Origin of the sequence: Streptomyces sp. NPDC007896 (genome assembly GCF_042959425.1) — a bacterium.
GTDB lineage: Bacteria > Actinomycetota > Actinomycetes > Streptomycetales > Streptomycetaceae > Streptomyces.
Genome location: NZ_JBIBKX010000013.1, coordinates 115,091 through 140,390 on the forward strand (window position 1 = coordinate 115,091; position 25,300 = coordinate 140,390).

General features: G+C 70.8%; 23 protein-coding genes and 1 pseudogene. 13 read left to right on the plus strand and 11 right to left on the minus strand.

Annotated features, from left to right (window positions below):
- Genes ACFZDJ_RS35415 through ACFZDJ_RS35425 form a run of 3 tightly spaced genes read right to left on the minus strand, consistent with a single transcriptional unit; the run spans position 1 to position 4,084 of the window.
- The gene (locus tag ACFZDJ_RS35415) at positions 1 to 1,599 is read right to left on the minus strand and encodes an acyl-CoA carboxylase subunit beta (RefSeq protein WP_101404405.1); all 1,599 of its coding nucleotides are present in this window, start codon (positions 1,597 to 1,599) and stop codon (positions 1 to 3) included.
- The gene (locus ACFZDJ_RS35420) at positions 1,596 to 3,293 is read right to left on the minus strand and encodes an acyclic terpene utilization AtuA family protein (protein WP_391065126.1); all 1,698 of its coding nucleotides are present in this window, start codon (positions 3,291 to 3,293) and stop codon (positions 1,596 to 1,598) included. Before ACFZDJ_RS35420 ends, ACFZDJ_RS35415 begins: the two co-directional genes overlap by 4 nt.
- Positions 3,290 to 4,084: a TIGR03084 family metal-binding protein gene (locus tag ACFZDJ_RS35425; RefSeq protein ID WP_391065129.1), complete on the minus strand. Its 795-nt coding sequence runs from the start codon at positions 4,082 to 4,084 to the stop codon at positions 3,290 to 3,292. Before ACFZDJ_RS35425 ends, ACFZDJ_RS35420 begins: the two co-directional genes overlap by 4 nt.
- 181 nt (positions 4,085 to 4,265) lie before the next feature.
- Between ACFZDJ_RS35425 and ACFZDJ_RS35430 the strand changes: the two are divergent.
- The 5 genes and pseudogenes from ACFZDJ_RS35430 (at position 4,266) to ACFZDJ_RS35450 (ending at position 8,468) form a co-directional block, all read left to right on the plus strand.
- Positions 4,266 to 4,623: pseudogene (locus ACFZDJ_RS35430) on the plus strand (helix-turn-helix domain-containing protein).
- Complete coding sequence (locus ACFZDJ_RS35435; protein WP_391065132.1) at positions 4,583 to 4,792, plus strand: DUF397 domain-containing protein; 210 nt, start codon at positions 4,583 to 4,585, stop codon at positions 4,790 to 4,792. The pseudogene ACFZDJ_RS35430 and the gene ACFZDJ_RS35435 overlap by 41 nt, the downstream one beginning before the upstream one ends.
- Before the next feature lie 67 nt (positions 4,793 to 4,859).
- Positions 4,860 to 5,003, plus strand: a complete 144-nt coding sequence (locus ACFZDJ_RS35440) for a hypothetical protein (RefSeq protein WP_168509312.1) — start codon at positions 4,860 to 4,862, stop codon at positions 5,001 to 5,003.
- Between the two features lie 1,067 nt (positions 5,004 to 6,070).
- Complete coding sequence (locus ACFZDJ_RS35445; protein WP_391065135.1) at positions 6,071 to 7,480, plus strand: YncE family protein; 1,410 nt, start codon at positions 6,071 to 6,073, stop codon at positions 7,478 to 7,480.
- Positions 7,481 to 7,751: 271 nt separating this feature from the next.
- Positions 7,752 to 8,468 carry a peptidase gene (locus tag ACFZDJ_RS35450; RefSeq protein WP_391065138.1) on the plus strand — a complete coding sequence of 239 codons (717 nt, stop codon included), beginning with the start codon at positions 7,752 to 7,754 and terminating at the stop codon, positions 8,466 to 8,468.
- Here the strand turns inward: ACFZDJ_RS35450 and ACFZDJ_RS35455 are convergent.
- Genes ACFZDJ_RS35455 through ACFZDJ_RS35465 form a run of 3 tightly spaced genes read right to left on the minus strand, consistent with a single transcriptional unit; the run spans position 8,393 to position 9,782 of the window.
- Complete coding sequence (locus tag ACFZDJ_RS35455) at positions 8,393 to 8,971, minus strand: DUF6245 family protein (protein WP_391065415.1); 579 nt, start codon at positions 8,969 to 8,971, stop codon at positions 8,393 to 8,395. The two genes, ACFZDJ_RS35450 and ACFZDJ_RS35455, sit on opposite strands and share 76 nt — an antisense overlap.
- Positions 8,857 to 9,660, minus strand: coding sequence for an SDR family NAD(P)-dependent oxidoreductase (locus ACFZDJ_RS35460; RefSeq protein ID WP_391065140.1), 804 nt, complete (start codon positions 9,658 to 9,660; stop codon positions 8,857 to 8,859). The genes ACFZDJ_RS35455 and ACFZDJ_RS35460 overlap by 115 nt, the downstream gene beginning before the upstream one ends.
- On the minus strand, positions 9,645 to 9,782 hold the full coding sequence (locus tag ACFZDJ_RS35465; protein ID WP_391065143.1) for a hypothetical protein: 138 nt from the start codon (positions 9,780 to 9,782) through the stop codon (positions 9,645 to 9,647). Before ACFZDJ_RS35465 ends, ACFZDJ_RS35460 begins: the two co-directional genes overlap by 16 nt.
- Positions 9,783 to 9,913: 131 nt before the next feature.
- Between ACFZDJ_RS35465 and ACFZDJ_RS35470 the strand changes: the two genes are divergently transcribed.
- Positions 9,914 to 10,495 (plus strand): TetR family transcriptional regulator, encoded by a 582-nt coding sequence (locus ACFZDJ_RS35470; protein ID WP_390930574.1) that lies wholly within the window; start codon positions 9,914 to 9,916, stop codon positions 10,493 to 10,495.
- On the opposite strand, the gene ACFZDJ_RS35475 is transcribed toward ACFZDJ_RS35470, so the two are convergent.
- From ACFZDJ_RS35475 to ACFZDJ_RS35490, 4 genes are all read right to left on the minus strand, one after another.
- A complete protein-coding gene (locus ACFZDJ_RS35475) occupies positions 10,481 to 11,506 on the minus strand; it encodes an EamA family transporter (RefSeq protein ID WP_391065146.1) in 1,026 nt (341 codons plus the stop codon). The genes ACFZDJ_RS35470 and ACFZDJ_RS35475 overlap by 15 nt on opposite strands.
- An 89-nt stretch (positions 11,507 to 11,595) precedes the next feature.
- Entirely contained in the window at positions 11,596 to 13,734 is a 2,139-nt protein-coding gene (locus tag ACFZDJ_RS35480) for an ABC transporter transmembrane domain-containing protein (protein ID WP_391065149.1), read from the minus strand.
- Positions 13,735 to 13,859: 125 nt separating this feature from the next.
- Entirely contained in the window at positions 13,860 to 13,991 is a 132-nt protein-coding gene (locus ACFZDJ_RS35485; RefSeq protein ID WP_256258009.1) for a hypothetical protein, read from the minus strand.
- 242 nt (positions 13,992 to 14,233) lie between these two features.
- Positions 14,234 to 17,284: an FAD-linked oxidase C-terminal domain-containing protein gene (locus ACFZDJ_RS35490; RefSeq protein WP_391065153.1), complete on the minus strand. Its 3,051-nt coding sequence runs from the start codon at positions 17,282 to 17,284 to the stop codon at positions 14,234 to 14,236.
- 329 nt (positions 17,285 to 17,613) lie between these two features.
- On the opposite strand from ACFZDJ_RS35490, the gene ACFZDJ_RS35495 reads away from it, so the two are divergent.
- From ACFZDJ_RS35495 to serC, 7 genes are all read left to right on the plus strand, one after another.
- Complete coding sequence (locus ACFZDJ_RS35495) at positions 17,614 to 19,437, plus strand: ATP-binding protein (protein WP_390930583.1); 1,824 nt, start codon at positions 17,614 to 17,616, stop codon at positions 19,435 to 19,437.
- On the plus strand, positions 19,434 to 19,841 hold the full coding sequence (locus ACFZDJ_RS35500) for a roadblock/LC7 domain-containing protein (protein WP_391065156.1): 408 nt from the start codon (positions 19,434 to 19,436) through the stop codon (positions 19,839 to 19,841). Before ACFZDJ_RS35495 ends, ACFZDJ_RS35500 begins: the two co-directional genes overlap by 4 nt.
- Entirely contained in the window at positions 19,838 to 20,185 is a 348-nt protein-coding gene (locus ACFZDJ_RS35505; RefSeq protein ID WP_101404396.1) for a DUF742 domain-containing protein, read from the plus strand. The genes ACFZDJ_RS35500 and ACFZDJ_RS35505 overlap by 4 nt, the downstream gene beginning before the upstream one ends.
- Entirely contained in the window at positions 20,166 to 20,810 is a 645-nt protein-coding gene (locus tag ACFZDJ_RS35510; RefSeq protein WP_390930586.1) for an ATP/GTP-binding protein, read from the plus strand. Before ACFZDJ_RS35505 ends, ACFZDJ_RS35510 begins: the two co-directional genes overlap by 20 nt.
- On the plus strand, positions 20,807 to 22,030 hold the full coding sequence (locus tag ACFZDJ_RS35515) for a cytochrome P450 (RefSeq protein WP_390930588.1): 1,224 nt from the start codon (positions 20,807 to 20,809) through the stop codon (positions 22,028 to 22,030). Before ACFZDJ_RS35510 ends, ACFZDJ_RS35515 begins: the two co-directional genes overlap by 4 nt.
- Positions 22,027 to 23,247: a cytochrome P450 gene (locus tag ACFZDJ_RS35520; protein ID WP_390930590.1), complete on the plus strand. Its 1,221-nt coding sequence runs from the start codon at positions 22,027 to 22,029 to the stop codon at positions 23,245 to 23,247. The genes ACFZDJ_RS35515 and ACFZDJ_RS35520 overlap by 4 nt, the downstream gene beginning before the upstream one ends.
- Positions 23,248 to 23,903: 656 nt before the next feature.
- Positions 23,904 to 25,022, plus strand: a complete 1,119-nt coding sequence (gene serC, locus ACFZDJ_RS35525) for a phosphoserine transaminase (protein WP_384917257.1) — start codon at positions 23,904 to 23,906, stop codon at positions 25,020 to 25,022.
- A 55-nt stretch (positions 25,023 to 25,077) separates the two neighbouring features.
- Here the strand turns inward: serC and ACFZDJ_RS35530 are convergent, their stop codons facing one another.
- On the minus strand, positions 25,078 to 25,272 hold the full coding sequence (locus ACFZDJ_RS35530) for a cellulose binding domain-containing protein (RefSeq protein ID WP_391065159.1): 195 nt from the start codon (positions 25,270 to 25,272) through the stop codon (positions 25,078 to 25,080).
- Positions 25,273 to 25,300 lie beyond the last annotated feature (28 nt).

Consider the following 25,300-nt stretch of genomic DNA (forward strand, 5'->3'; position numbering starts at 1 on the left):
TCACATCCGGAAGACGCCGAAGCCACCGCGCGCACCCTCATAGGGGGCCGTGTGGATCGCGGACAGGCACAGGCCGAGGACGGTGCGCGTGTCTCGGGGGTCGATGACCCCGTCGTCGTACAGCCGCCCGGACAGGAACATCGGCAGGGACTCCGACTCGATCTGCTGCTCCACCATGGCGCGCAGGGCCGCGTCGGCGTCCTCGTCGTAGGGCTGCCCCTTGGCCGCGGCCGACTGCCGGGCGACGATCGAGAGGACGCCCGCGAGCTGCTGGGGGCCCATGACGGCGGACTTGGCGCTGGGCCAGGCGAACAGGAAGCGCGGGTCGTAGGCGCGCCCGCACATGCCGTAGTGACCGGCTCCGTAGGACGCCCCCATCAGGACGGACAGATGGGGGACCTTCGAATTGGAGACGGCGTTGATCATCATCGCGCCGTGCTTGATGATCCCGCCCTGCTCGTACTCCTTGCCGACCATGTAGCCGGTGGTGTTGTGCAGGAAGAGGAGGGGGATGTCGCGCTGGTTGGCGAGCTGGATGAACTGGGCGGCCTTCTGTGACTCGGCGCTGAACAGCACTCCCTGGGCGTTGGCCAGGATGCCGACGGGATAGCCGTGGAGGGTCGCCCAACCGGTCGTGAGGCTCGTCCCGTAGAGGGGCTTGAACTCGTCGAAGTCGGAGCCGTCGACGACGCGGGCGATGACCTCGCGCGGGTCGAAGGGGTGTCGGAGGTCGCCGGGGACGATCCCCAGGAGCTCGTCCTCGTCGTACTTGGGGGGCGCGGCCGGACCGGGATCGCCGAACGCCTTGCGGTGGTTGAGCCGGGCGACCACGCGCCTGGCCTGACGGAGGGCGTCCTGTTCGTCGACGGCGAAGTAGTCCGCGAGACCCGACACGCGCGCGTGCATCTCGGCGCCGCCCAGGGACTCGTCGTCGCTCTCCTCGCCGGTCGCCATCTTCACCAGCGGCGGCCCGCCCAGGAAGACCTTCGCCCGCTCCTTGACCATGATCACGTGGTCGGACATGCCGGGGATGTACGCGCCTCCGGCGGTGGAGTTCCCGAAGACGACGGCGACGGTCGGGATCCCCGCCGCCGACAATCTGGTGAGGTCGCGGAAAATCGCTCCCCCGGGGATGAAGATCTCCTTCTGCGACGGCAGATCGGCGCCGCCCGACTCCACCAGGCTGATGCAGGGCAGCCGGTTGGCGAGGGCGATGTCGTTGGCCCGCAGGGCCTTCTTCAGGCTCCAGGGGTTGCTGGCGCCGCCCCGTACGGTCGGGTCGTTCGCGGTGATCAGGCACTCCACGCCCTCGACGACCCCGATCCCGGTCACCAGCGACGCGCCGACCGCGTACTCGCTCCCCCAGGCCGCGAGCGGCGACAGCTCCAGGAACGGAGTGTCGGGGTCGAGCAGCAACTCGATGCGTTCACGGGCGAGCAGCTTGCCGCGCTTGCGGTGCCGGGCCACGTACTTCTCGCCGCCGCCCGCGAGCGCCTTGGCGTGCTCGGCGTCCAGCTCGGCGAGCTTGGCGAGCATGGTCTCGCGGTGGGCGGTGTAGTCGGGGGCGGCGGTGTCCAGGGCGGACGCCAGGACCGTCACAGCAGGGCCTCCGGGATGTCGAGGTGGCGGGAGCGGAGCCATTCGCCCAGGGCCTTGGCCTGGGGGTCGAAGCGGTGCTGGGAGGCGACGCCTTCGCCGAGGATTCCTTCGACGACGAAGTTGAGGGCGCGGAGGTTCGGCAGAGTGTGACGGACAACTTTCAGATGACAGCTTTCAGTTATCAGATTCTGAAATCTGTCAGCTGTCAGCTGATGAACCAACCAGCGCCACGCGTCATCCGATCGCACCCACACCCCGACATTCGCGTTCCCGCCCTTGTCCCCACTGCGCGCACCCGCGACCACGCCCAGAGGAGCGCGTCTCGTCGGCCCCGGAGGGAGCGGTTCGGGCAGGACGGGCTCGGACGCGGGTTCGAGTACGAGGGTGTCGATGGCCGGAGCGAGCGGCACCCGGCGCCCGTCATGGAGGACAGCCACATGCTCCACGGAGTCTTGGGGGACGTACACGTCCTCGAAGACCCCGTACGGGGAGCCCTTTCCCGGCGGCGCGATCACGTGGAAGCCGGGGTAGCTGGCCAGCGCGAGTTCGATGGCGGCGCCGCTGAGGGTGCGACCCACCGCGTCCTGGTCCCGGTCGCGTACGACGAGGCGCAGGAGGGCGCTCGCGGTCTCCTCCGTGGGGGCGTCGGGGTGGTCGGTGCGGGCGAGGTCCCAGCGGACCTCGGAGGGACGGGACTTCGCGGCATCCAGCGCGGCTTCCATCTGGTCCCGGACGAGGGCGGCCTTCGCCTCGATGTCGAGGCCGGTGAGGACGAAGACGACTTCGTTGCGGTAGCCGCCGAGGCGGTTGAGGCCGACCTTGAGGGTGGGGGGCGGGGCCTCGCCGCGTACACCGGAGATGCGGACGCGGTCGGGGGCCTCCTGGGTGAGGCGGACCGAGTCGAGGCGGGCGGTGACGTCGGGGCCCGCGTACCGGGCGCCGGATGTCTCGTACAGGAGTTGCGCGGTGACCGTGCCGATGTCCACGAGGCCGCCGGTGCCGTCGTGTTTGGTGATGACGCTGGTGCCGTCCTCGTGGAGTTCGGCGAGCGGGAAGCCGGGGTGGCGAAGGCGTGCCGGGTCGTGGTCGGTGAAGAAGGCGTAGTTGCCGCCGGTGGCCTGGGTGCCGCATTCCAGGACGTGCCCGGCGACGACGGCGCCGGCGAGGCGGTCGTACGCGTCCGGCGCCCAGCCGAAGTGGGCGACGGCGGGCCCGGTGACCAGCGCCGCGTCCGTGACCCGCCCGGTCACCACGATGTCCGCGCCCTCGCGCAGACAGGCGGCGATCCCGGCACCGCCGAGGTAGGCGTGCGCGGCGAGGCTCCTGGGGTGGCCGGCGGTCAGGTCGTCGCCCTCGACGTGGGCGACGCGCGCCGGTATGCCGAGGCGGTCGGACAACTGCCGTACGGCGTCGGCGAGTCCGGCGGGGTTGAGACCGCCCGCGTTCGCCACGATCCGCACGCCCCGCTCGTGCGCGAGGCCGAGGCATTCCTCCAACTGGCCCAGGAAGGTGCGGGCGTACCCGCCGGAGGGGTTCTTGAGGCGGTCGCGGCCGAGGATGAGCATGGTCAGTTCGGCGAGATAGTCGCCGGTGAGAACGTCCAGGGGGCCGCCGGTGAGCATCTCGCGCATCGCGTCGAAGCGGTCGCCGTAGAAGCCGGAGGCGTTGCCTATACGGAGGGGCGCGACGGTCACTTGGCGTCTCCCTTGGACTCGCGCCCCTGTCCCGGTGGCCCCGCGAAGGCCTGCGCGATGTCCAGCCAGCGGTCGGCGTCGGGGCCGTCCGCCCGTACGGCGAGGTCGTCGCGGTGGGCCCGTTGGGTGACCAGGAGACAGAAGTCCAGGGCGGGGCCGGTGACGCGCTGGGGTGCCTCTTCGGGCCCATACGCCCACAACTCGCCCTTGGGGCCGACCAGTTCGACGCGGAACTCGGTGGCGGGCGGAGTGAGCCCCCGTACGTGGAAGGCGAAGTCGCGGGCCCGTACGCCGATGCGTGCCACGTGGCGGAGGCGGTCGGTGGGAGTGCGCGCCACGCCCAGCGCGTCCGCCACGTCCTGGCCGTGGGACCAGGTCTCCATCAGGCGGCCGGTGGCCATGGAGGCGACCGACATGGGCGGGCCGTACCAGGGGAATCGGGTGCCGACGGGGGCCGCGCGGAGGGCGTCTTCCAGCTCCGTTCGCCCCGCCCGCCAGTCGGCGACCAGCGTGGCGGGCGGCAGCCCGGCCCCCTCCTCCGCGCCCTCGTCCACGAATCCGCCGGGCGAGGCCATCGCCTTCTCGACCAACTTGGCGAAGGCCTCGGCGTCCGTCACGGCGAGCAGGGCGGAACGGTCCGTCCAGGCCAGGTGGGCGATCTGGTGAGCGACGGTCCAGCCGGCGGCGGGGGTGGCGAGTGCCCAGCGGCTCTCCGCCAAGTCCCTCACCAGCAGGTCGAGTTCTTCGCTCTCCCGGTGCAGATCGTCGATCACTGACGACGGGTCGGACACGATGGAGCTCCCCTCGGGGCACGGCGGTGTGCGGGGTCTTTCCGGGTGCGTTCTGGAGCATGGCAGCGGGCGCAGAAACAAGCAAGCATGCTTGCATTATTGATTCTCATACCTGAGAGCACTCAAATCGCTACTCTCGGCTACGGCACGTGTGTTGTTCCCACCGAGAGGTGACCGCCTCATGGTCCATATCCGCACACTCGATCCCAGCGCCTCGCCGTTGGACTACTTCGGTGCGGAGTTGCGCCGCAAGAGGGAGGAAGCAGGGCTCAAACAGAGCGAGTTGGGTGCATGCATCTTCTGCACGGGGTCTCTGGTCGGGCAGATCGAGACGGCGAAGAAGGTTCATCGTCTACACGGAGGACTTCGTACAGGGCCACATGACGGCCAATCCGGAAGCTGTCAGGGAAGGGGCGCTCCCTTACGATCAACTGCAGGCCATCGCGCTCTCCGTGGAGAACTCGGCGGCCCTGATCGCCCGCGTGATGGAGGAGCGTTATGGCAACGAACCGGGACCTGACCAGCGCGACGTGGCGTAAGTCGTCGTACAGCGGCGACACCGGCGGTGATTGTGTCGAGGTCGCCGATCTCACCCCCCACATAGCCGTCCGCGACTCCAAAAACCCCGGTCACGGCGCCCTCACTCTCACACCGGAGGCCTTCTCCGCGTTCGTGGCGGGGCTCCGGCGTGAGGGTCGCGTCCGATAATTGACCTTGTGGCGGGTCGGGGCGGCTGACGTCGGAACTCCCCGGCCCCCGTCGGGGTCACGCCGGGGTGGAACCGCTCCTGCGGCGCCGCGCCGTGATCACCGCGCCCGTACCGGCCGCCAAGGCCAAGCCGCCGACTGCGGCGATCGTCGGCAGTGCGGGGGACGAACCCGTTTCCGACCTCCGGCCCGGGCGGACGAAGAGCGGCTGACCGCGTGGCCGGCCGCCGAGATTTGTGGGTCGAGCCGACCGAGGTCCAGTGCCGGACAGACCGCACTGAGCCCCCAGGCCGAGCTGGAGGAGCCGACTCCACCATCAGGTCACTTAAAGTGTGAATGATTAGCTATTGCCTCATATCGTGCATATATGACATGTCGTAATAGAAGTGGAATATCGCTGGCGAGAGGTGTCATCGTCGCGGCAGGGGTGGTTGCCGCGCTGGGTGCTGTGCCGGCCCACGCCGATGAGAGCTCGGACAGCGCGGACACCCGGGTGAGGTTTGAGGTGGTCGCGCCGGGGGGCCTGTACATCTCTGCCCCCTGCGCGGCTGCGCTGTCCGGTGCGCCTCCAGGGGGTACTGCCTCCGGTCGCCTCGGCGAGGTCCGCGTCACCGACGAGCGGGCCGCACGGGATGCCACGTGGGTAGCCGCCGTCACCGTGAGCCGGGACTTCACGACCGCCGGTTCACATGGCCCCGAGGCGGCGATCTCCGGAGGTCATGTGGTTTACCGTCCCGGAGCGGCGATCGATTCGTTCAACGGTCCGTTCACCCCCGGCCGTCCCGGGCCCGTCGCCACTTTCCGTATGGCGTTCAGCCATCCGAGTGGTTCCGGCAGCAACTCCGTCGCCTGGAACCCCGCATTGAGCGTCCACGTGCCTGCCGCCGGGGTGGCCGGCGTCTACCGAGGAGTCGTGGTGCATTCAGTGGCGTGAGCCCCACCCAGGAGGCCGCCCCCCGCCTCCCGCCTCCCACGGATCACGGGATTTCATCTCCAGGTCGGCGAGGAGCGTCGGAACTTATTAGGCATATACGAAAAAGGCGACACACGCCATTTCAGTTAGGAATAGCGCAGTAGCAACGTTCATAAAGTGATCTTCGAGTTCATCTCAGATGATCTCGGCGTCTTGGCGTATGCCGGCGTCTTCATCGTGAACGCGGAGGTCTCCGTGCTCGGACGTTGGGTTTGTCGGCCGGAAGTGGGTGACCGCTCAGTAGAGCGGCCCGGCAGATGGTTCGGACGGCGAAGGGGGAAGCCCGTATCAGCCGGGCGGCGGTCCGTGCTGGGTTTGCTGGCGCTGGCCTCACTGGTCCTGCCCATGGTCGCTGCACCTCCCGCAGCCGCCGCCCCGTCGGACTTTCTCTATGTGGCCAATACCGCCGATGGCACCGTTTCGGTGATCAACACCACCAACGACACCGTCGGTGCCACGCCCATCACCGTCGGCACGAATCCGACATGGGTGGCGATCGTTCCAAACGGCACCAAGGCCTACGTCACGAACAACGGCTCCAACAACGTGTCGGTGATCAACACCGCCAACAACACGGTGAGCGCCACCATCACCGTCGGCACTGCCCCCCAGGGGGTGGCCGTCACCCCTGACGGCACGAAAGCGTACGTGGCCAACTCCGGCGATGGCACCCTCTCGGTGATCAACACCGCCACCGACACCGTCAGCACCACCATCAACGTCGGCAATACTCCCATCGGAGTGGCCGTCACCCCCAACGGCGCCAAGGCCTACGTTGCCAACCTCAACGCCGGCACCGTGTCGGTGATCGATACCGCCGCCGACACTGTCAGCTCCACCATCACGGTCGGCACCAATCCCGCCTCGGTGGCCGTCACCCCCAACGGCGCCAAGGCCTACGTCACGAACAACGGCTCCAACAACGTGTCGGTGATCAACACCACCACCGACGCTGTCAGCTCCACCATCACCGTCGGCACCGCCCCCCGAGGGGTGGCCGTCACCCGCAACGGCGCCAAGGCCTACGTCACGAACTTCGGTTCCAACAATGTGTCGGTGATCAACACCACCACCGACGCTGTCTCCTCCACCATCACCACCAACATCGGTACCGGCCCGAACGATGTCGTCACCACCGCGGATGGCGACAAGGCCTATGTCACGAACTTCACCACCAACAACGTGTCAGTGATCGACACCACCACCGACACGGCCAGCGCCACCCTCCTCACCGTCGGCGGCGGCCCGGCAGGAGCAGCCCCCTCCCCGGACCAGGGGGATATGGTGACCACCTTCCAGGTCACCGCCACGGGCGGCCTGACCATCGCCGTTCCCGCGTCGGCCACCCTGAGCGGGGTCGCTCCGGGCGGGACCGCCACCGGCCAGCTCGGCAACGTCACGGTGACTGACGAGCGCTCGCTTGCCGATGCCAGCTGGGTGGCCACCGCCTCCCTCACCGATCCCTTCACCACCCCCGGTGGCAGTCCCATCACCGGCAGCGCCGTGACCTACACACCCGGAGCCGCGATCAACCCGGTCAACGGGCCGTTCACCGCGGGCACGGCGGGAACGCTCGCCTCCGCCCGGACCGCGTTCAGCAAGACGAGTGGTTCGGGTGACAACTCAGTCGAGTGGAACCCCACCGTGGACGTCGCTGTGCCCGCCTCCGCGGTCGCCGGCACCTACACCGGGACGGTGACCCATTCCGTGGCGTAAACCGTCGCGCCCACACCGGGTCTTCACCCTGATCGCCGCCGCGGCTTTTTCCGCGGCGGCGATCGCCCTGGGCTGCCCTGCTTCGGCCGGCATCACCTCGGCGGCAGCAGCCGACACGGATCCGGGATCCATCGGTATCCGGCTCCTCGAAGCCCCTGTAGCACGGCGAAACGACCCACGCGCGCGGACGTATATCGTCGACCACCTCAAGCCGGGTACGACGATCAAGCGCAAGATCGAGATTTCCAACAAGTCGTCCGCCCCGCGTCGCATGGGCTTGTATGCGGCCGCCGCCTCCATCGAGAACAACGGGTTCACCTTCGCCTCGAAGCGCACAGCCAACGAACTGACCCGGTGGACCCGGGTCGAACCCCCTACAGCGAACCTGAAGCCGCACTCAACAGCCAAAGCCGAGATCACGATCAACGTGCCACGGACCGCCCAAGCCGGAGAGCGCTACGCCGTGGCATGGGCCGAAAGCGCCGCGGCAGCGGACGCCACCCACAACATCGCCAGCATCACTCGCGTCGGGGTACGGATCTACCTGGACATCGGGCCCGGTGGAGAGCCCCTCTCCGACTTCACGATCGAGAAGATGAACGGCACACGCGACAAACAGGGCCGTCCCAGCGCCACCGCCACCGTCCACAACCTCGGCAGGCGATCAGTGGACCTGAACGGGACACTCGACCTTCACCACGGCCCCGGCGGCATCAGCGCAGGCCCCTTCCACATGGCCTCCGGCATCACACTCGCCCCACACGAAACGGGCACCATCACTGTCCCTCTTGATCCAGGACTGCCCGACGGCCCTTGGAAAGCCACACTGAAACTACGGAGCGGGACAGTGGAGCGGACGCGCACAGCAACCGTGACGCTCACCGGCGAGAAGACCACATCTCACACACTCCTCTACGCCGGAGCCGCTGCCCTGGCCACTGCGGCACTCGCCCTGGCAGCCGTCCGACGCCATCGGCGAAGCCGGTAGGCCGGCCACCGCCACCAGAAACAACGACCAGTCAGGAGGCGGCCGTCGGGCGCGGAGCACGCCGCCGCGCCCGGCACGAGGGGGTACAGCGAGGTGCCGGCCAAGGTCTGTCGAGACAGGAACCCGGGGCCGTCCTGAGCCGCAGGTCGGCCTTCACCTCGGCGCACACCTCGCTCTTCCCCACCGCCGGCGGCGAGTCGGTTCTGCGCCACCAAGTTCTGCGCCATCAACCTCAGCGGGGTGCCGGCCCGCAGCACCTGCCGGCGGATGAACCCCACCCGCCGCACCGGATCATCCAGCCCGGCGTCGGCAGCCTTGAGCTGTTCCTCCCACGCCACGTGCCGCGCGTCACCTCGCGTCGAGTACGCCTTCCGTCGAGTACGCCTTCCTAGGAGTTGTCGCCGTGCGCGGACGCGCCCCGGCTCATCGCCAGGACCGCGTCGCGTCGGCTGAGCGCGCCGAACGGGGAACCGCCGGTCGGGGTGTCGCTGCCGTAGATCCAGGTGGGGCCGTCGGCGAGGTGGTCGAGGGCCTCCGCCGCGACGTCGTCGGGGTCGGCGAGCTCCCCGTACGCCCTGCCCTCGGCGTCGAACGCCCGGCGCATGGACGGGGTGTCGGTCTTGCCGAGGACGAGCCCCAGTACGTCGACCCCGCGGGTGCGCCACTCCGCCCACAGGCTCTCCGCGAGGATGAGGTCGAACGCCTTCGTGGCGCCGTAGGCGGCGAGCGTCGCACCGCCCGCCCAGGCCGCACCCGACGTCACCAGCACCACGGCCCCGCGCCCGCGCGCCACCATCGGACCGCCGAAGCGGTACGCCGCTTCGAGCGGTCCGACGCAGTTGCGGTGGACCAGTTCCAGGTGGGTGCCGAGGTCCTTGTCGAGGAAGGCGACGCTGCGGTCGTCGCCGCCCGCGTTGTAGACGAACAGGCCGACTTCCAGGTCGGAGGTGGCCCGCGTCAGTTCCGACAACGCGTCCGGGGCGCTGAGGTCGAGCGCGACCGTGCGGGTCTCGACGTCGTACTTCGCCCGGATCTCGGCGGCGGACGCCTCCAGTACGGGTACGCGCCTCGCCACCAGGACCACGTTCATGCCGCGGGCGGCCATCGCATGGGCGAACGCGGCACCGACGCCGTCGGATCCACCGGCGACGACGCCCCAGGGGCCGTACGTACCGGTCAGGGTTTCAGCCACTCCGCACACCTCATCCACTCGGCCTGCTTACCCTGCTGCGTGATCTCGACCCGGTCCTCCCGGGCGTGGACCTTGGCCACCAGTAACTCGACGGCGGCGCGCAGTTCTTCGGTCCCCGCCATCGGTCACAGCCCTTCCCCACGCGGACCCCTGCCCGGATCCCCACTCGGACTGTAGCGACGCCACGGCATTTACAGAAGAGGTCCTCCTATAATTGGCCTGCCGTGAACGGCCGCTCATTACGATGTCCGCCATGACAGAGCCGCGCCGTCGCCCCGGTCGTCCCCGGGACACGAGCATCGACGAACGGGCCCTCGCGGCGGCGCGCGAACTGCTCGTCCAGCGCGGCTTCGACGCGACGACGATCCAGGCGGTCGCCGAACACTCGGGCGTGCACGCCTCCGCGATCTACCGCCGCTGGCCGTCCCGGATCGAGCTGATCGAGGAGGCCACGTTCCCCGGGCTCAGCCCGCTGAGCGTGCGGCCGACGGGGGATCTCCGCCGCGATCTGGGCCGGTTCGTCCGCGCCTACTTGGCGGCCTTCAGCACTCCCGCGGCCCGCGCGGCCGCCGCCGGCCTGCTCGCGCACCACCAGACGTCGGACCGGACCGGCCCGCCGGAGGTGTATGTGCGGATGTCGGCGCGACCGCACTTCCTGGACATCCTGCGCGCCGCGCCACCCGGGACCGTCGACCCCACCGTGGACCCTGACGACGTGTTCGACATGCTGCTGGGCGCCGTCCTGACCCGCACCCTGCTGTTCGGCGCCACGGCACGCGCCCGCCCCGTCGAGCGGACGGTGGAGATGATCCTCCGGCTGCTACGACCCGCCTGAACCAGCCGAACCGCCGGACCCGATCGAACTTCCAGAACCGCCCGAACCGACGTTCTTCGCCCTGCCCCGCCCCACCTGCGTCCGTACCGCCCCCATGCTCGCGGCGATGACCAGGGCGATCGCGAGGGCCTCGGTGGTGGAGAGGGCCTGGTCCAGGACGAGGAAGCCGGCGGTCGCGGCAACGGCGGGCTCTAGGCTCATCAGGATGGCGAAGGTGGCGGCGGGCAGGCGGCGCAACGCGAGCAGTTCGAGGGTGTACGGCAGTACGGAGGACATCACGGCGACCGCGCCGCCCAGGGCCACGGTCGTCGGATTGATCAGCCGGGTCCCGGACTCGGCGATCCCCAGCGGCAGGAACGCCACCGCCGCGACCACCATGGCGAGCGCGAGCCCGTCCGCCTGGGGGAAGCGTCGGCCCGTACGCGCGCTGAAGACGATGTACGCCGCCCACATCGCGCCCGCGGACAGGGCGAACGCGACGCCGACCGGGTCGAGGGAGCCGAAGCCTCCACCGCCGAGCAGGAAGACGCCGCCGAGGGCGAGGCCCGCCCAGAGGAGGTTCAGGGCGCGGCGGGAGGTGAGGACCGAGAGGACGAGCGGGCCGAGGACCTCGAGGGTGACGGCGGGGCCCAGCGGGATACGGGCGACCGACTGGTAGAAGAGGCCGTTCATCGCGGCCATGGTGAGACCGAAGATCACGACCGTGCCCCAGTCCGCCCGCGAGTGCCCGCGCACCTTGGGCCGGCAGACGGCCATCAGCACGATCGCGGCCACCAGGAGGCGCAGGGTGACGACCCCGAGCGCGCCCGCACGCGGCATCAGGGCGACCGCCAGCGCGCCGCCGAACTGCACCGAGACGCCTCCGGCCAGGACCAGTCCCACGGGGCCGAGGGCACCCCTCCGACTCGGGGCGCCCCCACCCGGGGTGGGCGCGGGCGCCATCGCCGGGGCGGCTGAGGCCGGGGAGGACGGACCCGCCGGAAAGGACGGTGCGGCGCTGGGGGTGTTCACGGGGCCTTCCAGGGGCTCGACTCAAGAGTCGTGCATCAAGGTGCACTTCCCGGTCCACAGTAATGGACCAAGTCAGGCACGTGAACCCCTTATGCGCCTGTCCAGGGTGTCTCGTCGCGGAAGAGGGGCCGACCGTCGGGCAGATAGCCGTCAAGGGGGTCCCGCAGTGGATCGGGATCGGGGAGAGGGTCAGGGAGGGGGTCGGGGAGGGGGTCGGGAAACGCGCCGGGGTACCAGGCTCCCTCGGCCCCGTACTGCCCCGCGGCTCCGTAGTACGCGTACTGCGGAGCCGCTGCCGCCACAACGCCCCCCGCGTAATCCACCGGCACCGCGCCGCCCACCGGAACCTCCGCCTCCGTGAACAGCGGCAGCCGCAGCTCACCGGTGTCCATCAGCGCGTTGTTCTGCGATCCGTGCAGACGGGCGTACGCGCCGCCGCGGGCCAGGAGTTCGTCGTGGCGGCCGGTTTCGACCACACGGCCGCGGTCGACGACGAGGATGCGGTCGGCGTCGGGCGCCAGGTTGAGGTCGTGGGTGATCATGATCGTCGTACGGCCCTGCATCAGACGCCGCAGCGGCTTGATCACGCGGCGCGCGGCCATCGCGTCCAGGCCGGTCGTCGGCTCGTCGAGGACGAGGACCGGGGCGTCGCGCAGGATGGCGCGGGCGATGGCGAGCCGTTGGAGCTGGCCGCCGGAGAGGCGGGCCGAGTTGGGGTCGATCTTGGTGTCGTATCCGTCCGGCAGCTTCATGATGAAGTCGTGCGCGTCGGCTGCGCGCGCGGCCTCCACGAGCGCCTCGTCGCTCGCGCCGGGGCGCCCGCAGCCGATGTTGGCGCGGACGGTGTCGTGCAGGACGAGGGTCTCCTGCGGCAGCAGCGTGACGTACTCGCGCAGCCGGGCCAGCGGGAAGTCGCCCACCGGGACGCCGTCGAGGAGGACGGAGCCGGCGTCCGGGTCGTAGAAGCGCAGGAGGAGCTTGGACACGGTGGACTTGCCCGCGCCGCTCGGGCCGGTGACGATCACCAGCTCGCCGGGGCTGACCGTGAAGGACAGACCGCGCAGGGCGTCGCTCTCCGCACCGGGGTAGCGGAAGGTGGCGTCGCGGACCTCCACGGCGCCGTCGGGGCGGCCGAGCCGGCTCTCCGCCGAGCTCGTCGGGTCGGCGACCGCGGGCCGCACATCGAGAATCTCGATCAGCCGTTCGGCACCGGCGGTGGCGGCGGCGATGGTGAGACCGAGCTGGGCCAGGCCACGCACGGGCGGGTAGAGGTAGCCGAGGAACGCGGCGAAGGCGAGCAGTTGGCCGAGGGTCATCCGGCCGCCGGAGATCTCCCACACGCCGAGGCCGATGACCGCGAGCACGCAGATCGTCTCGATGACCTGGACGAGCTGCTCGTACAGCTCGTTGAGGCGCCCGGAGCGCACGGAGGCCCTGAACCAGGCGTTCGCCTCCTGGTTCAGCCGCCGCCGCTCGGCGTCGCGACGGTCGTACGCCTGGGTGAGGACGATGTTGCCGAGGGACTCCTCGACGACGGAGGTGATCGCGCCGTCGGCGACCCGGCCGTCGCGCGAGACGGACTTGATGGAGCCGGAGAAGCGGCGGGCGGCCAGCCAGAACAGGGGCGCGAGCACGAAGGTCGCCGCGGCCAGGTCCCAGCGCAGCCAGAAGGCGGCCGCCGCGTAGAACAGCGCGCTGAACGCCGCCGACGCCGCGCCCACGAGCCCGGACACGACCATCGTCTCGATCGACTCGACATCGCTGGTCAGCCGGGACAACAGGTCGCCCTGGCGGTGGCGTTGGAAGAAGTGCGGCGGCAACTGCTGTACGTGGTCGAAGACGTGCTCGCGCAGCCGCATCACGAAGCGCTCGGTGACCCAGGTGGCGAGGGAGTTGCCCGCGTAGGCGACGGCGGCGCCGAGCACGGCGACGGCCAGCCATTCGGCGGCCGGGGCCCAGAACGCGGCCAGTGAGCCCTGTTGCAGGGCGTGGTCGGTCAGATCGCCGAAGAGGAGGATCGCGGCGGTTTCGGCGAGTGCGGCGAGCACCGTGCACAGCCAGATGGCCAGCAGCCAGCTCCGCAGCCCCTTGGTCAGCGGCCAGAAGCGCCGGAAGGCGGTACGGGCGGGGATGGTCGGCGTGTCGTGGTCGAGTTCGTCCTCGTCCTCGTACTCGTCGTCCGCGTCCGTGTATTCCTCGTACTCCTGATTCTGCCTTTGCCGGGTCATGGCCCTCCTCATTTAAATTGCAGGCCGTGCCGTGAATTTTCTGTTCGCCGCCGGAATCATTTATGGCAGCCCCACCAAAAGAGAGAGGCCGACGGCGCACCGTCGGCCTCTCTGCTACCGCCCGATCAGCGTTCGTCGTTGGGGAACGGCTTGGGGAGCGGCTTGTGCGCCTTCTTGCGCGGCTTCGGCGCCGGCGGGGGCGGGAGCTGCTTCGACTTGGGCTTGGGGGGCAGGGGGGCAAGCTTCTTGAAGCTCATGCCAACTCCTTGAGGTTTCTGGCTACGCAATAGCGAGCGCAATAGTGCGATGGTGCGAGAATTCTCTACGGAAACGGGCGGGAATTCCTGGTCGTCACCTCGGTTTTCCCTGCTGCCCGACATGAAGGAACCTACACGCCCCGCTCCCCAAGGCACAGCAAAATGCAGCACATGACGACTGTGAATCCCCTTATGAAACCTGAGAGTTGCCTAAAAAACCTGGGTATTACTTATCCACGCTGTCAGTCCGCACCTTGGTCGCCCTCCAGGTCCACCCCTTGGTCCACCCCTTGGTCCGCCCGTTGGTCCGCCCCTTGGTCCAGCGCCTCGGCCAGCGCCTCTGCCAGATGGCGCCCCTTGCGCCCCGCCAGCTGTTCCAGCTGTGTGCGGCAGGAGAAACCGTCCGCGAGAAGCAGGGTGTCGGGCGTGGCGGCCCGCACGGCCGGGAGCAGCTGTTCCTCCGCGCAGGCCTTCGACACCTCGTAATGGCCCTTCTCGAAGCCGAAGTCGCCCGCGAGTCCGCAGCAGCCGCCCGCGAGGGAGCCGGTGAGGCCCGCCGCCTCGCGCAGCCGGCGGTCGGCGGCGTCGCCGAGGACGGCGTGCTGGTGGCAGTGGGTCTGCCCGGTCACCGGACGGTCGAGGTTCGGGGGTGACCAGTCCGGGGCGAGGCGCTCCAGGGCCTCGGCGAACGTCAGCACCGCCGAGGCGAGGCGCGCCGCACGCGGGTCGTCGTGGAGGAGCTCCGGGAGGTCCGTGCGCAGGGCGGCGGCGCAGCTCGGTTCCAGGACGACGACGGCGGGTGGCCGCGGGTGGACGTCCGGGTCCAGGAACACGCCCATCAGGTCGAGCGTGCGGCGCATCACCGCGCGGGCTCGGTCGAGTTGGCCCGTGGAGACGTACGTCAGTCCGCAGCAGACGTGGCCCCGGGCGCCCACCGACCAGGGGAGGTGCGAGAGCGACAGGCTCTCCCCGGCCCGCGGCGTCCGCTTGCGCATCGCCACGGTCGGCGGGAGCATCACGTCCACCCCGGCCGCCTCCAGCACCCGTACGGCCGCCTTCCCCACGGAGGGCGACAGGTGCTCGGTGAAGGTGTCCGGCCAGAGGAACGCCACCTGCCTCGGGGCCCTGTCGAGCTCCGCCTCGGGGCCGTACACCCCCTCCCGCATCATCCGCCGCACCCGCTCCTTGAACCGCCGCCCCCACCACCGGCTGAACGTCTCCGGCGCCAGGCGCGGGATCTCCCGCTCGGGGGCGATCCCGCCGAGCCGTTTGGCGAGCGCCGCGAACGGCCTCACGGACGCGAGGGAGTTGAGCAGCGGCGCCGTTCTCGTGCGGTCGGCCAGGCGCAGCCACACCGGCAGCCGGCCCATCGTGTAGTGCGCGGCGGGGCGCCTCCTGCCTTCGTAGTGGTGGTACAGGAACTCCGCCTTGTACGTGGCCATGTCGACACCCACCGGGCAGTCGGACCGGCAGCCCTTGCAGGACAGGCACAGGTCGAGCGCGTCCCGGACCTCGGTCGAGCGCCAGCCGTCGGTGACCACCTCGCCGGCGAGCATCTCGTGCAGCAGCCGGGCCCGTCCCCGCGTGGAGTGCTCCTCCTCGCCCGTCGCCCGGAACGACGGGCACATGACGCCCGCGTCGGCGGTCGTCGTACGGCACTTGGCGACGCCCACGCATCTGCGCACCGCGGCCGAGAAGTCCCCGCCGTCCGCCGGATATCCGAACGCCACGTCCACCGGCTCGCGCGGCAGAACCGCGAACCGCAGGTTCTCGTCCAGCCGGTGCGGGCGCACCAGCATGCCGGGGTTGAGCAGGTCGTCCGGGTCCCAGAGGTCCTTGGCCCGCTCGAAGAGGCCGACCAGCTCCGTGCCGTACATCCTGGGGAGCAGTTCGGCCCGTGCCTGCCCGTCCCCGTGCTCGCCCGAGAGGGAGCCCCCGTGGGAGACCACCAGTTCGGCCAGTTCCTCGGAGAAGCGGCGGAAGCGGCCGATGCCCGCAGTGGTCAGCAGGTCGAAGTCGATGCGGACGTGGATGCAGCCGTCGCCGAAGTGCCCGTACGGGGTGCCGCGCAGGTCGTGGGCGCTCAGCAGGTGCCGGAAGTCACGCAGATACGCGCCGAGCCGGGCCGGCGGCACCGCGCAGTCCTCCCAGCCCGGCCATGCCTCGCTCCCGTCCGGCATCCGGGTCGCCGTGCCGCTCGCGTCCTCGCGCAGCCGCCACAGGGCGCGCTGCCCGGCCGGGTCGGTGACCACGAGGGAGTCCAGGACGTCGGCGGCCCGGACGATCGCGTCCGCACGCGCGCGTGCCTCCGCCGGCTCCGCGCCCCCCGTCTCCACGAACAGCCACGCGCCGCCGCGCGGCAGCCCCGCGTCCGGCGGTACGAGGTCCGCGGCCATCCCCTCCACGGTGAGCGGCCCCAGCGGCAGCAACCCGGCCGCCGCCTGGGCCGCCGCGCTCTCGTCCGCGTACGCCAGCACGGCCAGCGCCCGCGCGCGCGGTGCCTCGACCAGTCGCACGACCGCCTCCGTGAGCACCCCGAGCGTGCCCTCGGAGCCGCAGAAGGAGCGGGCGACGTCGGCGCCCTTCTCGGGGAGCAGCGCGTCGAGCGCGTAGCCGGAGATACGGCGGGGCAGCTCCGGGAAGCCCGTGCGCAGGCGGGCCAGCTCGCCCTCGACCAGTGCCCGGAGGCCGTCCGGGGCGCCCTGCCAGTTCTGTCCCAGCCGTACGACGGAGCCGTTCCCCTTGACCACCGACAGTTCGCGCACGCTGTCCGCCGTCGTGCCCCAGGCCACCGAGTGCGAGCCGCACGAGTTGTTCCCGATCATGCCGCCGAGGGTGCAGCGGCTGTGGGTGGAGGGGTCGGGTCCGAAGCGCAGGCCGTGCGGGGCCGCGGCCTCCTGGAGACGGTCGAGGACGACACCGGGCTGGACGACGGCCGTGCGCGCCTCGGGGTCGAGCGCGACGATCCGGTTCATGTGACGGGTGAGGTCGAGGACGACTCCGGTGCCGGTCGCCTGTCCCGCGATCGACGTGCCGCCGCCGCGCGGCACGACCGGCACCCCGTGGGCCCCGCACACGGACAGGGCGGCCGCCACGTCGTCGGCGTCGCGCGGGCGGACCACGCCGAGCGGGACCCTGCGGTAGTTGGACGCGTCCATGGTGGTCAGCGCCCGCGCGGTCACGTCGAAGGCGACCTCGCCGCGCATCTTTGCCGCGAGGGCGGCCCGCAGCCCGTCCACGTCGGGCGGGTCCGCCGCGCCGTTCGTGCCGTCCTTCGCGCCAAGATCCGTCATGTCTCCAGGATGACCCCGCGCACCGACAACGGTCCGTAACCGTGACGCATCGATCACCGGCCGACCGTCGGCCGATCACTGACCGATCACTGACCGATCACTGACCGATCACCGATCGAGCGCCGACCGAGCACCGACCGATCGCCATCGAGATCACAGAACGATCACCGGCGGATTATGAGCTCGGATCCAGAACCTTCCCAATGCGATCACGAACTCTCATATAGTGACGGGAAATTGAGCAATCGGTGTCGGCTCTCGCCCAGGAATCTCCCCCCAGGAACCTCGCCCCAGGAACTTCGCCCAGGACACGACCGAGGACACGATTCATGACCGCGCCCATCCCCCCCGGCGAACGACCCACCCTCCGCGCGACAGCCCCCGCGCCCCTGCTCACCGCCGTCGCGGCGGCGGTCGCGGTCGTCGTCGCCGTCTCCCTGGCACCCGACTCGGCACGCGTCCCCCTCGCCTGGGGCGCGGGCGCCGCCGCCGTGCTCCTGTGCGTCGCCGTCGCGGTCGCCGCGCGCGCCCTGGGGACCGCGAAGCTCGCCCGCCGCCGCCTCGACGCCGTGGCCCAGGACGCCGGACGGCTCCTGCAGGAACGGGCCCGCATGGCCGAGGAGTTCAACCAGGAGCGGTCCCGGCTCGCGGAGGAGTCCGCCCGCGACCGCGCACGCCTGGCCGACGCCGACGCCCGCGAACGCGCCCTGCTCACCCAGGGGTTCGAGGAGGAGCGGCACCGCCTCGCCACCGAGATCGCCGAGGAGCAGCGGCGGTTCGCCGAACTCTCCGAGAAGAACGCCCGGCTGACCGAGCGCATGCGGCGTGCCAACAGTGACCGGGCGGCCGCGGTCTCGGCCACCGCCAACGCGGCCGGGCGGATGCAGGCCCTGTCCACCGGCATGCTCGCCGACCTGCGCGCCATGGAGGAGAAGCACTCCGACGAGGAGGTCCTCGCCGACCTCCTCCACCTCGACCACCGCACCGCGCAGGCGGGCCGCCTCGCCGACTCCGTCGCCGTCCTCGCGGGCGCCCGCTCCGGCCGCCGCTGGGCGCGCCCCATCGTCATGGAGTCGATCCTGCGCGGCGCCATGGGCCGCATCGGCGGCTACCAGCGAGTGCGCGTCCACTCCGCGAGCGACGCCGCCGTCGCCGGGCACGCCGCCGAGGGCGTGATGCACGCGCTCGCCGAACTCCTCGACAACGCCGCGAACTTCTCGCCGCCGACCGCCGAGGTCCACGTCTACGTCGAGGAGGTCCCGGCCGGTGTCATCGTCTCCGTCGAGGACAGCGGCCTCGTCATGGGCGACGTCCAGCTGCGCCGCGCCGAACGCGCCGTCTCCGCGGACACCGAGAACGCCGCCGGCCTCGGCGGCCTCACCGGCACCCGGCTCGGCCTCGCGGTGGTCGGCCGGCTCGCCCGCAAGCACGGCCTGAAGGTGTCCTTCCGGCCCTCCGCGCGCGGCGGCACGGGCGTCCTGGTGCTCATCCCCCAGGACATCCTGAGCCTGCCCTCAGTGTCGGCCCCGGCCGCCCCGGCGGCAACGGAACCCCAGGTCGAGCCCGCCGCGGCGACCCCGCCCGCCGAGGACAGCTCCCTCGCCGAGCCGCACCCCCAGGCGTCCTACGCCGCCGCCCGCGCCCCCGAGGACCTCGACCCGGACCCGGTCCCCACCCACGAGTCGCCCCGGCACGCCACCGACACCCCGCCGAACGGCACCCCCACGACCGGCACTCCCGCGACCGGCGGCCTCCCCAAGCGCCGCCGCGGCCGGACCCTCGCGCACGCCGAGCGCAGCCGCGCCCACCTCACGAACCAGGCCGACCCGGAGCCCCGTACGACCGACTCCAAGGCCACCGCCGCCCGCTTCAGCAGCTTCCGCCAGGCCGTCCGGGGCACCGCGCCGGACCAGGCGGCGGTGCAGGGAACGGTGCCCGAGGACGACGCCGTACGCGCCACCGCGTACACCGCCGAAGACGCTGTACGGGACGAATTCACACAGGCCGAATCCGTACGGGACGAATTCACGCAGGCCGAATCCGTACAGGACGAATCCGCGAACGCCGTACGCGGCGAAGAAGCCGTACGGGAGTCCGCCCCCGCGCATCCCTCGCACACCCCCTCGCATCCGGAAGGCGACACCACTTCATGACCGGCACCACCACCGCCGACGAGAAGCTCTCCTGGCTCATCGAGAGCCTCCTCGAGCGCACCCCGGGCGCCCGGCACGCGCTCGTGCTCTCCCGGGACGGCCTGAAGCTGTGCCGCACGCCGGAGCTCACCGTCGACCGCGCCGACCAGCTCGCCGCGATCGCCGCCGGCATCCAGTCGCTGTCCCACGGGGCGTCCGTGGAGTTCGGCGACGGCACCGGGGGCGTGCGCTCGGCGATGACCGAGTTCCACGGCGGGGTCCTGTTCATCGTGGAGGCGGGCGACGGCGCCCACCTCGCCGTGGTCACCGCCGAGGACGCGGACGCCGGCCTGGTCGGGCACAACATGAGCGAGCTCGTGGAACAACTCGGCGAACACCTGAGCGCGCAGCCCCGGACGTCATGAGCCGTCCGGGCAGGGACGACGCGCCCGACCGGCTCTACACCCTCACCGGAGGGCGCAGCCGGTCCGCGCCCGACACCCCGTTCGACCTGGTGACACTCGTGGTCGCCGAGTGCGATCCGGTGGTCGGCATGCAGTCGGAACACGCGGCGATCCTGCGGTTGTGCGAGCGGCCGACGGCGGTCGTGGAGATCGCCGCCGTGCTGAAGCTGCCGGTGTCCATCACCCGCATCCTGCTCTCCGACCTGCTCGCCGCGGGTCGCGTCAGCGCCCGCCACCCCCAGAAGGCCGCTCTTCCCGATCCCGACATCCTGGAGCAGGTGCTCGTTGGACTCCGTAACCTCTGATGCCCGTACGTCCCAGGGGGCCGACGCCCCTGCGCCCCTGGGGGCACAGGCCGACAACGGTCTGAAGATCGTCATCGTGGGCGGCTTCGGCGTCGGCAAGACCACCCTGGTCCGCTCCGTGAGCGAGATACGTCCCCTCAACACCGAGGAGACGATGACGCAGGCCGGAGCGGCGGTCGACGACATCAGCGAGGTGCGCGGCAAGTCCGCGACCACGGTCGCCTTCGACTTCGGGCGCATCACGCTGGACGCCCGCAATGTGCTGTACCTGTTCGGCGCGCCGGGCCAGGAGCGTTTCTGGTTCCTGTGGGACCGGCTGTTCTCGGGCACACTCGGCGCCGTCGTCCTCGTCGACACCCGGCGCATCGACGACTCCTGGTACGCGATCGACCGGCTGGAGCACCACGGGACGCCGTTCATCGTGGCCATCAACGACTTCGGCGGCTCCGCGCACACCCCCGCCCAGATCCGCGAGGCCCTCGACCTCGATCCGCGGGTCCCGCTGCTCGACTGCGACGCGCGTTCGCGGGAGTCCAGCAAACGGGTGCTGATCACGCTGGTGGAGCATCTGAAGACTTTGTACGCCGCCGAAAGCGCACTCAAATCACCGGAGTTGGCCCTGTGACCCCCGCCCCCGTGCCCCTGAGCGGGCCCCGGTTCCAGACCGAACCCGCCGAGCTGTACCGGGAGATGCGGCGCGACCACGGTTCCGTGACTCCTGTCGTCCTGGACGGCGACATCCCGGCGTGGCTGGTGCTCGGCTACCGCGAACTGCACCAGATCACCGGCGACCCCGTGCTGTTCAGCCGCGACTCCGAGCTGTGGAACCAGTGGGACCGCATCCCCGACGACTGGCCACTGCTGCCGATGATCGGCCGCAAGCAGCCCTCGATCCTCTACACCGTCGGCGAACGCCACCGCGAGCGCGCCGCGATGATCAGCGACGCCCTCGAAGCCGTCGACCCCTTCGAACTGCGCGCCCAGGCCGAGAAGTTCGCCGACGAACTCATCGACGCGGCGTGCGCCAAGGGCGAGACGGACCTCATCGGGGACTACGCCGCCCTGCTGCCCGTCCGCGTCCTCGCCACGCTCTACGGCTTCGCCGAGGAACAGGGACCCGGCCTCGTCACCGCCCTCAACGACATGATCAACGGCCGTGAGGGCGCGCTGGCCGGACAGCAGCACCTGGCCGGCTCCATGGCCCGGTTGATCGCCGACCGGAAGGCCGCGCCCGCGAACGACGTCGTGTCCCGCATGCTCGCGAACACGGCCGGCTTCACGGACGAGGAGATCATCCAGGACCTGATGGTCATGATGGCCGCCGGCCACCAGCCGACCGCGGACTGGATCGGCAACTCGCTGCGCCTGATGCTGACCGACGAACGCTTCGCCGCCTCCCTCTTCGGCGGCCGCAACAGCGTCGCCGAGGCCATGAACGAGGTCCTCTGGGAGGACACCCCCACCCAGAACGTGGCCGGCCGCTGGGCCTCCCGCGACACCCAGCTCGGCGGCCACCGCGTCCGCGCGGGCGATCTCCTCCTCCTCGGCCTCCAGGGCGCCAACTCCGACCCGCAGGTCCGCACCGACGGCTCCGCCCTCACCGGCGGCAACAACGCCCACTTCTCCTTCGGCCACGGGGAACACCGCTGCCCGTTCCCGGCGCAGGAGGTCGCGGAGGTCATCGCGCGGACGGGGATCGAAGTCGTGCTGGACCGCCTGCCGGACATCGACCTGGCGGTCCCGGCAGACACCCTGACCCGGCGCCCCTCCCCGTGGCTGCGGGGCCTGACCGAACTGCCCGTGCGCTTCACCCCGACCCCGGCCCTGGGAGGCACCCCCGCATGACCAGTCGTATCGTCCTGGACCCGTTCGTGTCCGACCTGGACGGCGAGAGCGCTCGGCTCAGGGAGGCGGGACCGCTCGCCGCCGTCGAACTGCCCGGCGGCGTCCCGGTCTGGGCCGTCACCCACCACGCCGAGGCACGCGCCCTGCTCACCGACCCCCGGCTGGTCAAGGACATCAACGTCTGGGGTGCCTGGCAGCGCGGCGAGATAGCCCCCGACTGGCCGCTGATCGGGCTCGCCAACCCCGGCCGCTCCATGCTCACGGTGGACGGCGCGGACCACCGCCGGATGCGCACGCTGGTCGCGCAGGCGCTCACACCGCGCCGGGTGGAGCAGATGCGGGAGCGCATCACGAAACTGACGGAGGGTCTGCTGGACTCCCTCGCACCGGGCCCGGACGGGGTCGTCGACCTGAAGGCCGACTTCGCCTACCCCCTCCCCATGTACGTCGTCGCCGACCTCATGGGGATCGAGGAGTCCCGGCTCCCCCGCCTCAAGGAACTCTTCGAGAAGTTCTTCTCGACGCAGACCCCGCCCGCGGAGGTCATCGCCACGCTGACGGAGTTGGCCGGGATCATGGCGGCCACGGTCGCCGCGAAGCGGGCGGAGCCCGGCGACGATCTGACCTCGGCCCTGATCCTGGCCTCCGAGGACGGCGACCATCTCACCGACGAGGAGATCGTCTCCACCCTCCAGCTGATGGTCGCGGCGGGCCACGAGACGACGATCTCCCTGATCGTCAACGCGGTGGTCAACCTCTCCGCCCACCCCGAGCAGCGCGCCCTCGTCCTCTCCGGCGAGGCGGACTGGTCGGCGGTCGTGGAGGAAACCCTCCGCTACTCGACTCCGACCTCGCACGTCCTGATCCGCTTCGCGACGGAGGACGTACCCGTCGGGGACAAGGTGATCCCCGCGGGCGACGCCCTGATCGTCTCGTACGGCGCGATCGGCCGCGACGAGAACGCCCACGGTCCGAGCGCGGGCGACTTCGACATCGCCCGCACCACGAAGAACCGTCACATCTCCTTCGGCCACGGCCCGCACGTCTGCCCCGGCGCCGCCCTCTCCCGCCTGGAGGCGGCGGTCGCCCTCCCGGCCCTGTACGCCCGCTTCCCGGCCCTGGACCTGGCGATCCCCTCCTCAGAACTCCGCAACAAGCCGGTAGTAACCCAGAACGACCTGCACGAACTCCCGGTACACCTGACCCCGACCCCCTGACCACTCCCTCGCCCCCGCCGCCCCTACCCGTCCCATCCTCAACCTGGGGGCTCCGCCCCCAGACCCCCCGGGCGAGTTCTTCGGCTGCGGGCGAGTGGGGGCCGGCCGCGCAGTTCCCCGCGCCCCTGGAGCACGGGGCTGCGCCCCGGCGCCCCAGGCTTTCAGGTGCGCGGGGGATGCGGGGCGAAGCCCCGTCTTGGGGGCGCGAGGAACTGCGCGACCAACCCCCACCCACCCGCAGCCAACCGAAGCCGGGCGGACGGAGGATGCGGGGCAAAGCCCCGTCTCAGGGGCGCGAGGAACTGCGCGACCAACCCCCACCCACCCGCAGCCAACCGAAGCCGGGCGGACGGAGGATGCGGGGCAAAGCCCCGTCTCAGGGGCGCGAGGAACTGCGCGACCAACCCCCACCCACCCGCAGCCAACCGAAGCCGGGCGGACGGAGGATGCGGGGCGAAGCCCCGTCTCAGGGGCGCGGGGAACTGCGCGATCAGCCCCCACCCACCCGCGGTCAAAGGACGGCTTACGGGGTCCGGGGTGGAGCCCTGGGGATGGGTCGGGTAGGGGCGGCGGGGGCGAGGAAACATGGCCTCCGCCCCGTCTCACCCGCCGGACGAGGTTTCCACCACGTTTCGCATAACGGATACCCTCCCACCGTGGCTGATATCCAGATCCCCGCTGACATCAAGCCCGCCGACGGACGTTTCGGCGCGGGCCCCTCCAAGGTGCGCACGGAGGCGCTCGACGCGCTGGCCGCGACCGGTACCTCCCTCCTCGGCACCTCCCACCGCCAGGCCCCGGTCAAGAACCTGGTCGGCAAGGTCCGCGAAGGCGTGCGCGACCTGTTCTCGCTCCCCGACGGCTACGAGGTCGTCCTCGGCAACGGCGGCTCCACCGCCTTCTGGGACATCGCGACCCACGGCCTGATCGACAACAAGTCCCAGCACCTCACCTTCGGCGAGTTCAGCTCCAAGTTCGCGAAGGCCGCCAAGCTCGCCCCCTGGCTCGCCGAGCCCACCGTCATCTCCTCCGACCCGGGCACGCACCCCGAGCCGACGGCCGAGGCGGGCGTGGACGTCTACGCCTACACCCACAACGAGACCTCCACCGGCGTCGCCGCCCCCCTCAAGCGCGTCAACGGCGCCGACGAGGGTTCCCTCGTTCTGGTGGACGCCACCTCCGGCGCCGGCGGCCTCCCGGTCGACATCACCGAGACGGACGTCTACTACTTCGCCCCGCAGAAGTCCTTCGCCTCCGACGGCGGCCTGTGGATCGGCGTCTTCTCCCCCGCCGCCATCGAGCGCGCCGAGCGCATCCACGCGAGCGGGCGTCACGTGCCGGAGTTCTTCTCGCTCCCCACGGCGATCGACAACTCCCGCAAGAACCAGACGTACAACACCCCGGCCCTCGCCACCCTGTTCCTGCTCAACGAGCAGCTGGAGTGGATCAACGGCCAGGGCGGTCTGGAGTGGTCCACGGGCCGTACGAAGGACTCCTCGACCCGCCTCTACACCTGGGCCGAGGAGAGCAAGTACGCGACCCCGTTCGTCGCCGACCCCGCCAAGCGCTCGCAGGTCATCGGCACGATCGACTTCGCCGACGAGATCGACGCCGCCGCCGTCGCCAAGGTCCTGCGTGCCAACGGCATCGTCGACACCGAGCCCTACCGCAAGCTCGGCCGCAACCAGCTCCGTATCGCGATGTTCCCGGCGATCGCCCCGGCGGACGTCGAGGCGCTGACGAAGTGCATCGACTACGTGATCGAAAAGCTGTAACAGCTACGGCGAGGAAGGGCGCCCGGTGCACGGACGAGCACCGGGCGCCCTTTTCTCATGCGGCCGCGCACGTGACCGCCGGCACACCCCCGCCACCGGGCGCTCCTGCGAACCCGAAGCTCGCCGAACCGCCCACCGGAATCGCCCCGTTGTGCGCGGCGTTCACGGCCGTCACCGTCGTTCCGCTCTGGGTGTACGCCGCGTTCCACATGTTCGTCACCTGCTGCGACCCGCTCCACGTCCAGGTCATCCCAACGGAATCCATGGGCCATGGGGCG